Below are 8,721 nucleotides of genomic sequence, written 5' to 3' on the forward strand. Positions count from 1 at the left end.
ATAATATCCGCCCCTACAAAAGGAGGATAAATATGAAAAAAGCAATGACAATTTCCTATGAGGTGGGCGAGAATCTCTACCTCAACCTTACAAATAAATGTCCCTGCGCCTGCACATTCTGCATTCGCAACCACGCTGACGGCGCTTACGGCTCCGATCCCCTCTGGCTGGAGCATGAGCCGACTCTCGATGAGATAATCTCAGACCTTAACAAACGCAAGCTCAAAAAGTACCGTGAGATAGTTTTCTGCGGCTACGGCGAGCCCACAGAGCGCCTTGACATCGTTCTCGAAACTGCCGCTTATCTCCGCAGCAGAGAGAACTGCCCACGTCTGCGCATCAACACCAACGGTCTCGGCGACCTTATCCACGGCAGAAGCATCGCAAAGGAGCTCTGCTATGAACTGGATACCGTCTCCATAAGCCTTAATGCTCCCACAGAAAAGGACTACATGGCTGTTACCCGCCCTAAGTTCGACAATGCCTTTGAAGCTCTCCAGAAGTTCACAAGGGACTGCGTAAAGGCAGGCAAGGCTGAGGTCATTATGTCCGTGGTTAACGTTATCCCTCCCGAGCAGATAGAAGCTTCCCGTGAGCTGGCTGAAAAGCTGGGCGCAAAGCTCCGCGTAAGAGAGTTTGACGACTGATATACTGCACAAATTTCAGCAGCTCAGTTTGTGCATGATTTTGCGTTCCGCCTATGGAAAATCATACTTAAATATGGTATAATTATTTATTGAAAGATTTCTCTAATCTGAGATAAGGAGTAATTTCTATGAGTAAAAAAGGAAAGATCATACTTGCAGCTTCAGTATCTACCTCAGTTCTCGCTATCACAGCCGCTGCGGTGACTATTTTCGTCTGCAAGCGCATTTACGAGAAGAATTATTTCTCGGTCACGGATTAACAGGTCAATATTATTAAAAAGAAGGTTGAATAATATGGAAATCAAATTCACAAAGGCTGCAAGCCTCAAGGCTAAGCCACAGCCAGGCGATAAGCTCGGCTTCGGTCACATCTTTACTGATTATATGCTCGTTATGCCCTACGATGAGGGACAGGGCTGGCACGATCCCGAGATCAAGCCCTATGCTCCTATCGAGCTCTCACCTGCCGCTATGTGTCTCCACTACGGTCAGGAAGTATTCGAGGGCTTAAAGGCTTACAGAACTGCTGACGGCAAGGTACAGCTCTTCCGTCCACAGGAAAACTTCAAGAGACTCAATCAGTCCAATGAGAGACTGGTCATCCCTGAGCTTCCCGAGGATCTGGCTATGAAGTGCCTCCTTGAGCTCCTCAAGGTAGAAAAGGACTGGGTCCCTTCAAAGGAAGGCGAGTCACTCTATATCCGTCCGTTCATTATCGCTGTTGATCCTTTCCTCGGCGTTAAGCCCGGCGCTCAGTACCTCTTCATCATCATCCTCTCACCATCAGGTGCTTACTATGAGAGCGGTCTCAACCCTGTAAACATCTACGTTGAGAGCAAGTATGTCCGCGCTGTAAGAGGCGGTATGGGCTTCGCTAAGACAGGCGGCAACTACGCTGCTTCTCTTATCGGACAGGACGAGGCTCACAAGCAGAACTACTCTCAGGTCCTCTGGCTGGACGGCGTTGAGCAGAAGTACATCGAGGAAGTCGGCGCTATGAACATCTTCTTCGTTATCGACGGCAAGGTAGTAACTCCTATGCTTCAGGGCTCTATCCTCCCCGGTATCACAAGAAAGTCCGCTATCGACGTCTGCAAGAGCAAGGGTATCCCTGTTGAGGAAAGACGTATCGATATTCAGGAGATCGCTGACGCTTACGATGCAGGCAAGCTTGACGAGGTATTCGGTACAGGTACTGCTGCTGTTATCTCACCTGTTGGTCACCTCAAGTGGAACGACAAGGTCATGGAGATCAACGGCAACAAGATTGGTAAGATCTCACAGATGCTCTACGATACAATGACAGGTATCCAGTGGGGCAAGATTGAGGATACATTCAACTGGATCGTTCCTGTTGAATAATCCAATAACAGAAATATCAAAGGCGCTTCCGATTGGAAGCGCCTTTTTGCATTACTTAGAAACGACCACTGACCGTCCATGCAAAACTTATTTCTTTTTCTCTGTTTTATCTTCTTCGACGTCAAAGGCTTTATCACTCTCAGAAATCACAGCATCATAGTAATCATCTATGAAATTTGCGTCTCCCTGTGATACATAGTCATAGGTGTGCGCAAATCCATATTCCTTTTCCTTTCCTCGGAAACGGCGGCATATGAGAAGATAAAGCACAAGCACTGCTAATGCGGAAACAGAAATAATTATACCATTTTTAATTCCGGGAGTCTCATAATGGAATGTTATAGTATTTCTGCCGCTTTCAGCTCTTACTGCCATAAGACCATTATCTACCCTTTCAATGTCTGCTGCCTTGCCATTTACTTCTGCTGTCCAGCCCTTACTGTACGGTACGCTGAAAAATACAAGTTGTGGCTTATCAAGTTCAATTTCTGATTCAAAGCCATAGGAATCAAATTTAAAGGATTCCGAGCAATTCTGCTGCTTTTCTTTGCAAAGCTCTACATATTTCTCTCCTTCAAACTCATCAGTGTCTGTTGTATCAATTTCAGTAAGAATATCTGAATATTTGGCTATCTGATCGTCAGAAAGCACAAGAGCCTTAATAAGAACTCCCTCACGCTGTAAAGGCTTCATTTCATCTGATTTATCCCCGGAAATGTACATATCATAGCCTATTCCCATTGGGATATAGAGCTTATTCTCATATATTTCATAGAACGCATTTTCACCAACATACTCAAATCCCGGAAGAACCTCTGTTATATTTACTTCATTGGGAGCTAATTCATATGCAGTATCAAGGCCAAACTTATCTGCAAACTTAGTTCCAAGCTCAGCCATCTTTTTATCTGAAAGCTCATTTTTACTTGTAATTCCCGATGCATACTGCATATTGGAAGTCTTTTCACGATAGTAATACTTTACTGAAAGAAGTTCTCTCAAAAAGTAATCATTGAGAGGAGGTCTTGAAGCAACATCGCGTTCAATATTAAGTGATGTGTAAAACTCAATAATCGATGGCTCAACAATACTATGAAATGCTCTTATATTCGGCAATTTCCAGAGCATAGGATAATTATCACAGCCATTAGATATATCAATACGAAAAAAATTATCCTCTGAAACGTTCTCATAAACATCATCTGCTACATCTATAACAGATTCCTTGTAATTATCATCAAAGCCATTTTTATTAAATGTTCCATAAAACATAGTATTGCATAAAACACCTACGCAAAAAAAAGCAGTAGTCCAAAGCATAGCCTTTTTATATGGCTTTCTTCGCTTCTTGACATCAAAGAGATATCCTACCACAAGCAAGCTAAATAAAGCAATACATATGCTAATAACAAAATAACCCAAATCATTAGGAAGTGAGAAATATAGAATAGTTTCTTCGTCGATAAAATAGACGGGCATAAGAGATTGAACAATAAATGCTGCAAGCACGACCAAAGAAAATATTATTGCGGGCTTTATTTTCACGTCCTCTTCATCTATGGTACGTGCACTCATCATAGCAAAGATAAGTATGGGCATATAGAACCAGCGCGCATAATAATAACTGTTTGCTGCCTGAAATAAACTGTTCAAAATAGGAACACATGCAAAAATCATCAGACAATATGATAACCTGGTCGCCCAGTGCTTTCTGTGAGTACGCATAAATGTTATTATGCCAAGCATTCCGATCAGTGGAAAATATCCTCCGACAGATCCCCATTTATATTGAGTATCAAAAAGATTCGGATATGCAGGTGGTTCAGAAGGCATAAAGAAAGCCTGTATTATCCTCAGAATAGTCACAGGATCATCATACACCAATATCTCAGTGCCATACATCTTTGAATCAACACGTGGATTATTTATTACGGCAAGAAAAGACGGCATTAATATCACACCTGCAATGGCTGTACCGATAACAACTTCAAAACAGAGCAGGAAAAACTTCTTCCATGAGGTATGGAAATCAGGACATTTCATTCTGAACAGATAATAAAGGATAAGGAAAACTATCTGTCCGCAAAAGAAATAATAATTGATGAACGCCATCAAAGCGACGATCAGAGCAAAAACACCTTTTCGGTGATTATTGATATTCTCCTCCATTGCTATAAGCATTAGCGGAAAGAATGCTGTGACGTCCTGAAAATGATTAAAGAATATGTTGAATATCTGAAAGCCCGAAAAAGCATATAATACAGCTCCTGTCAGAGCAATGGTCTTACCGCGCACGAATCTCCTTATATATATATATGAAGTAAGGGTGGCTATACCATGCTTTATCGCAAGAAGCACAGACATTGAATATGTCACTGCCCAACGCGGCAAAAGAACCGTCAGCCAGAAAAAAGGACTTCCTAACAAATAAAAAGAATAAGAAGATATAAAATCCGTTCCAAGGTCTGTATACCAGTTCCAGCCAAGCTGACCGTCTCTGATCGCATCATTGGCAAGATTATAAAACGGTATCTGCTGTCCATTATAATCGCCATAGTAGACAAAAATACCTTTTCCTCTTATAATAAATGGGATCAATGATATCATCATTATAAAAAATCCCAGAAGGAATACAAGCATATATCTATCCCCTGACATCTTATACGACCGCTGATTTGTTTTTTTCATATATACCTCCTAAATAATAGATCATTTCAAGTATAACATATTATTAATAAAAATACAATATTATCTGCTCTTTTTTTTAGGCAAGATCGATATATTGTCACTTCTCCCCGTTCTTACATATAATAAAGGGATCAGTGATAATCACTTTATGCCGACAGGCGGATTGGAGTAATATATGACAAGACCTAAAATACTTATTGCAGGCGGAGACACGCGCCAGCTCTACTGCGCTGAAAGTCTTTCCCGCGAATTCGATATAAAGCTCACAGGCTTCGATAATTATTTCTATGACAGTGTTCCGCAGCTGCCCGTGGCAGACAGCTCAGACCGCGGCAGCTTTGACCTTGCTGTGCTGCCTGTTCCCTCTCTTGACCAAAAGGGCAATATTTATGCCCCATGCTTTTCATCTGAGCTCACCGTCGAAGCTATAGACGGCTTTCTCACAGAGGACGGCGTTATTTATGCTGGCAGGGTCGATGACAGGCTCCGCCGAATGCTTCCCCACCGTGAGATATACGACTATCTCACCCGGGAGGAGCTCAGTCTCAGAAACGCTGTCCCCACTGCCGAGGGAGCTGTACAGCTTGCTCTTGAGGAGCTGCCTGTTACTCTCAATGGTCTGAGGGTACTCATCGTCGGAATGGGCAGGATAGGCTGCGCTCTTGCAGAGATACTCAAGGGCTTCGGCGCAGACATAACAGCTGCTGTGCATAATCCTCGGGGAGCTGCCAAGACTCGGCTCCACGGTATCAGCTCCGTACCAACAAAACGGCTTAACGGCGGATACGACCTGATATTCAACACCGTACCAAAGCTTATATTTGACAAGGAAATGCTTAGCCGTTTTGAAGCCTCTGCGCTGTTCATAGACCTTGCTTCAAAACCGGGAGGAATAGACCCCGCTGCAGCTCAGCAGCTGGGAATCAAAACCATATGGGCGCAGGGGCTCCCGGGTAAAACTGCTCCCGTGACCTCTGGAGAGATAATAGCCGAAACTATAAGCGCAATGATAGCCGAAAGGGGTGATGACAGTGAGTGAGACCCTCAAAGGACTTCGTATCGGCTACGCCATGACAGGTTCATTCTGCACATTTCAGCAGAGCTTCGACCAGGCTGAGATATTAATGGAATACGGCGCAGAGCTTCTCCCCATAATGTCGGAAAACGCCGCGTCTGTATCCACGCGCTTCGGCTCAGCAAAGGAAAACATGGAAAAACTACGCAGCATAACGGGAAAAGATGTAATTACAACAGTCTCGGCAGCTGAGCCAATCGGCCCCCGCGAGCTTACAGATATAATGGTAGTAGCCCCCTGCACGTCCAATACCGCCGCAAAGCTTGCCGCCTCAATTACCGATACCGCCGTAACAATGGCTGTAAAATCACACCTACGCCGCGGCAAGCCCGTAGTTCTTGCCATTGCCTCAAACGACTCCCTTATGGGCTCTGCCAAAAATCTCGGAGAGCTCTTCAACAGAAAGAATTACTATTTCGTGCCAATGGTACAGGACGACTGGATAAACAAGCCGGCTTCGCTTGTGGCGGAGTTCTCAATGCTCCCGCAAGCCATAGAAGCCGCTCTGAACGGAGTTCAGCTTCGGCCTATAATCTATCATTCAAAGCCATGAAAAAGCCCTTGTATCATTGATACAAGGGCAAAATTAAAGGGACTACCAAAAGGTAGTCCCTGTTTTGTGTCGGCACTGATTTAGTTTCCCGGGCCGTCACCAGCCAAGTATCGTCAACGTGAATGAGCTTAACTTCCGTGTTCGGAATGGGAACGGGTGTGACCTCATTGCCATAAGCACCGACTAATATGAAGTTTTGAAACGAATAAAGCGTAATGCGAGGCGATCACTCTGAATGAAGTAAAAAGGAAAAGCCCTCGACCGATTAGTACTCGCAAGCTGAACGTGTCACCACGCTTACACTTTGAGCCTATCAAACTCATAGTCTTTGAGAGGTCTTACTCTTACGAAGGGATATCTTATCTTAAGGTCGGCTTCACGCTTAGATGCCTTCAGCGTTTATCCGTTCCGCACTTAGCTGCCCAGCTGTGCCATTGGCATGACAACTGGTGCACCAGCGGTGCGTCCATCCCGGTCCTCTCGTACTAGGGACAGCTCCTTTCAAATATCCTACGCCCACGACAGATAGGGACCGAACTGTCTCACGACGTTCTGAACCCAGCTCGCGTACCGCTTTAATTGGCGAACAGCCAAACCCTTGGGACCGAATTCAGCCCCAGGATGCGATGAGCCGACATCGAGGTGCCAAACCTCCCCGTCGATGTGGACTCTTGGGGGAGATCAGCCTGTTATCCCCAGGGTAGCTTTTATCCGTTGAGCGACGGCATTTCCACTCACATACCGCCGGATCACTAACTCCAACTTTCGTTACTGCTCGACCCGTCAGTCTCGCAGTTAGGCTCGCTTTTGCGTTTGCACTCAAAAGCATGGTTTCCATCCATGCTGAGCGAACCTTTGAGCGCCTCCGTTACCTTTTAGGAGGCGACCGCCCCAGTCAAACTGCCCACCTAACAATGTCCCCTGACTCGATTCAGAGCCACAGGTTAGAATTCCAGCACCTCAAGAGTGGTATCCCAAGGTTGACTCCATAAAGGCTGACGCCCTTACTTCCCAGTCTCCCACCTATCCTGTACATGAAATACCGAAATTCAATATTAAGCTACAGTGAAGCTCCATGGGGTCTTTCCGTCTAGTCGCGGGTAACCGGCATCTTCACCGGTACTACAATTTCGCCGGGCGGGTTGTTGAGACAGTGCCCAAATCGTTACACCATTCGTGCGGGTCAGAACTTACCTGACAAGGAATTTCGCTACCTTAGGACCGTTATAGTTACGGCCGCCGTTTACCGGGGCTTCAATTCAGAGCTTGCACTCCTCCTCTTAACCTTCCGGCACCGGGCAGGTGTCACCCCATATACGTCATCTTTCGATTTAGCATAGAGCTGTGTTTTTGCTAAACAGTCGCTTGGGCCTATTCTCTGCGGCTCTTAAAGAGCACCCCTTCTCCCTAAGTTACGGGGTCAACTTGCCGAGTTCCTTAACAACCCTTCTCCCGTTGGCCTTAGAATCTTCTTCCTGTCTACCTGTGTCGGTTTGCGGTACGGGCTCCATCTTCTATACACACAGCTTTTCTCGCCTTCTTCCAAGTTTACTTCCCGCTCATTCGCAGTCCCTTACGACCGAGGCAACCAACGCTCGGCTAAACCCTTCAAAAGTGTCCCTGTGCTTAAATGAATGGAGGCTACGGAATTTCTACCGTATGTGCATCGGTTACGCCTTTCGGCCTCACCTTAGCTCCCGGCTTACCAGAAGCGGACGAACCTTCCTTCTGAAACCTTAGACTTTCGGCCATTATGATTCTCACATAATTCTCGCTACTCATTCCGGCATTCTCACTTGTGTAAAATCCACCGCCGCTTTCGCTACGACTTCGCCTCTTACACAACGCTCCCCTACCCCGCAGTATTGCTACTGCAGCCCAAGCTTCGGTATACGTTTTAGCCCCGTTGAATTTTCGGCGCAGAGTCACTCGACCAGTGAGCTATTACGCACTCTTTTAATGAGTGGCTGCTTCTAAGCCAACATCCTGGTTGTCTGTGCAACTCCACATCCTTCTCCACTTAAACGTATTTCGGGACCTTAGCTGTGGGTCTGGGCTGTTTCCCTTTTGACCACGAGACTTATCTCACGTAGTCTGACTGCTGTACTCTTAATTATCCGGCATTCTTAGTTTGATATGGTTCAGTAACCTCTCGGCCCCTAGCCAATTCAGTGCTTTACCTCCGGTAATCATATACAACGCTAGCCCTAAAGCTATTTCGGGGAGAACCAGCTATATCCGGGTTCGATTGGAATTTCTCCGCTAGCCACACCTCATCCGCCACCTTTTCAACGGGGGTCGGTTCGGCCCTCCATGGAGCTTTACCTCCACTTCAGCCTGGACATGGCTAGGTCACCCGGTTTCGGGTCTATGACATACAACTTGACGCCCTATTA

The 8,721-nt window shown here is 45.8% G+C and carries 6 protein-coding genes and 2 rRNA genes (1 of these 8 only partly in view); 5 read left to right on the forward strand and 3 right to left on the reverse strand.

Annotated elements, in window-relative coordinates; translation table 11 throughout:
- Positions 1–32 precede the first annotated feature (32 nt).
- The 3 genes from N774_RS0108630 (at position 33) to N774_RS0108640 (ending at position 2,009) form a co-directional block, all read left to right on the forward strand.
- Positions 33–647, forward strand: a complete 615-nt coding sequence (locus N774_RS0108630) for a TIGR04100 family radical SAM protein (RefSeq protein ID WP_024860863.1) — start codon at positions 33–35, stop codon at positions 645–647.
- A 128-nt stretch (positions 648–775) separates the two neighbouring features.
- The gene (locus tag N774_RS19960) at positions 776–907 is read left to right on the forward strand and encodes a hypothetical protein (RefSeq protein ID WP_278244736.1); all 132 of its coding nucleotides are present in this window, start codon (positions 776–778) and stop codon (positions 905–907) included.
- A 34-nt stretch (positions 908–941) separates the two neighbouring features.
- Positions 942–2,009 carry a branched-chain amino acid aminotransferase gene (locus N774_RS0108640; protein WP_024860864.1) on the forward strand — a complete coding sequence of 356 codons (1,068 nt, stop codon included), beginning with the start codon at positions 942–944 and terminating at the stop codon, positions 2,007–2,009.
- A gap of 87 nt (positions 2,010–2,096) precedes the next feature.
- On the opposite strand, the gene N774_RS0108645 is transcribed toward N774_RS0108640, so the two are convergent.
- Positions 2,097–4,697: a YfhO family protein gene (locus N774_RS0108645; RefSeq protein ID WP_024860865.1), complete on the reverse strand. Its 2,601-nt coding sequence runs from the start codon at positions 4,695–4,697 to the stop codon at positions 2,097–2,099.
- 175 nt (positions 4,698–4,872) lie between these two features.
- Between N774_RS0108645 and N774_RS0108650 the strand changes: the two genes are divergently transcribed.
- Both N774_RS0108650 and N774_RS0108655 read left to right on the forward strand, forming a co-directional pair.
- Positions 4,873–5,736, forward strand: coding sequence for a dipicolinate synthase subunit DpsA (locus N774_RS0108650; RefSeq protein WP_024860866.1), 864 nt, complete (start codon positions 4,873–4,875; stop codon positions 5,734–5,736).
- The gene (locus tag N774_RS0108655) at positions 5,723–6,325 is read left to right on the forward strand and encodes a dipicolinate synthase subunit B (protein ID WP_037280207.1); all 603 of its coding nucleotides are present in this window, start codon (positions 5,723–5,725) and stop codon (positions 6,323–6,325) included. Before N774_RS0108650 ends, N774_RS0108655 begins: the two co-directional genes overlap by 14 nt.
- A 67-nt stretch (positions 6,326–6,392) precedes the next feature.
- Here N774_RS0108655 and rrf read toward each other — a convergent pair.
- Positions 6,393–6,509 (reverse strand): 5S ribosomal RNA (gene rrf / locus N774_RS0108660).
- A gap of 61 nt (positions 6,510–6,570) precedes the next feature.
- A 23S ribosomal RNA gene (locus N774_RS0108665) occupies positions 6,571–8,721 on the reverse strand (it continues 679 nt past the right edge of the window).

This window comes from Ruminococcus flavefaciens AE3010, from assembly GCF_000526795.1.
Lineage (GTDB): Bacteria > Bacillota > Clostridia > Oscillospirales > Ruminococcaceae > Ruminococcus > Ruminococcus flavefaciens_D.

Coding starts and splice junctions, on each gene's coding strand:
- N774_RS0108655 (WP_037280207.1), top strand. CDS start 5,723: ATGACAGTGAGTGAGACCCTCAAAGGACTTCGTATCGGCTACGCCATG.
- N774_RS0108640 (WP_024860864.1), top strand. CDS start 942: ATGGAAATCAAATTCACAAAGGCTGCAAGCCTCAAGGCTAAGCCACAG.
- N774_RS0108650 (WP_024860866.1), top strand. CDS start 4,873: ATGACAAGACCTAAAATACTTATTGCAGGCGGAGACACGCGCCAGCTC.
- N774_RS19960 (WP_278244736.1), top strand. CDS start 776: ATGAGTAAAAAAGGAAAGATCATACTTGCAGCTTCAGTATCTACCTCA.
- N774_RS0108645 (WP_024860865.1), bottom strand. CDS start 4,697: ATGAAAAAAACAAATCAGCGGTCGTATAAGATGTCAGGGGATAGATAT.
- N774_RS0108630 (WP_024860863.1), top strand. CDS start 33: ATGAAAAAAGCAATGACAATTTCCTATGAGGTGGGCGAGAATCTCTAC.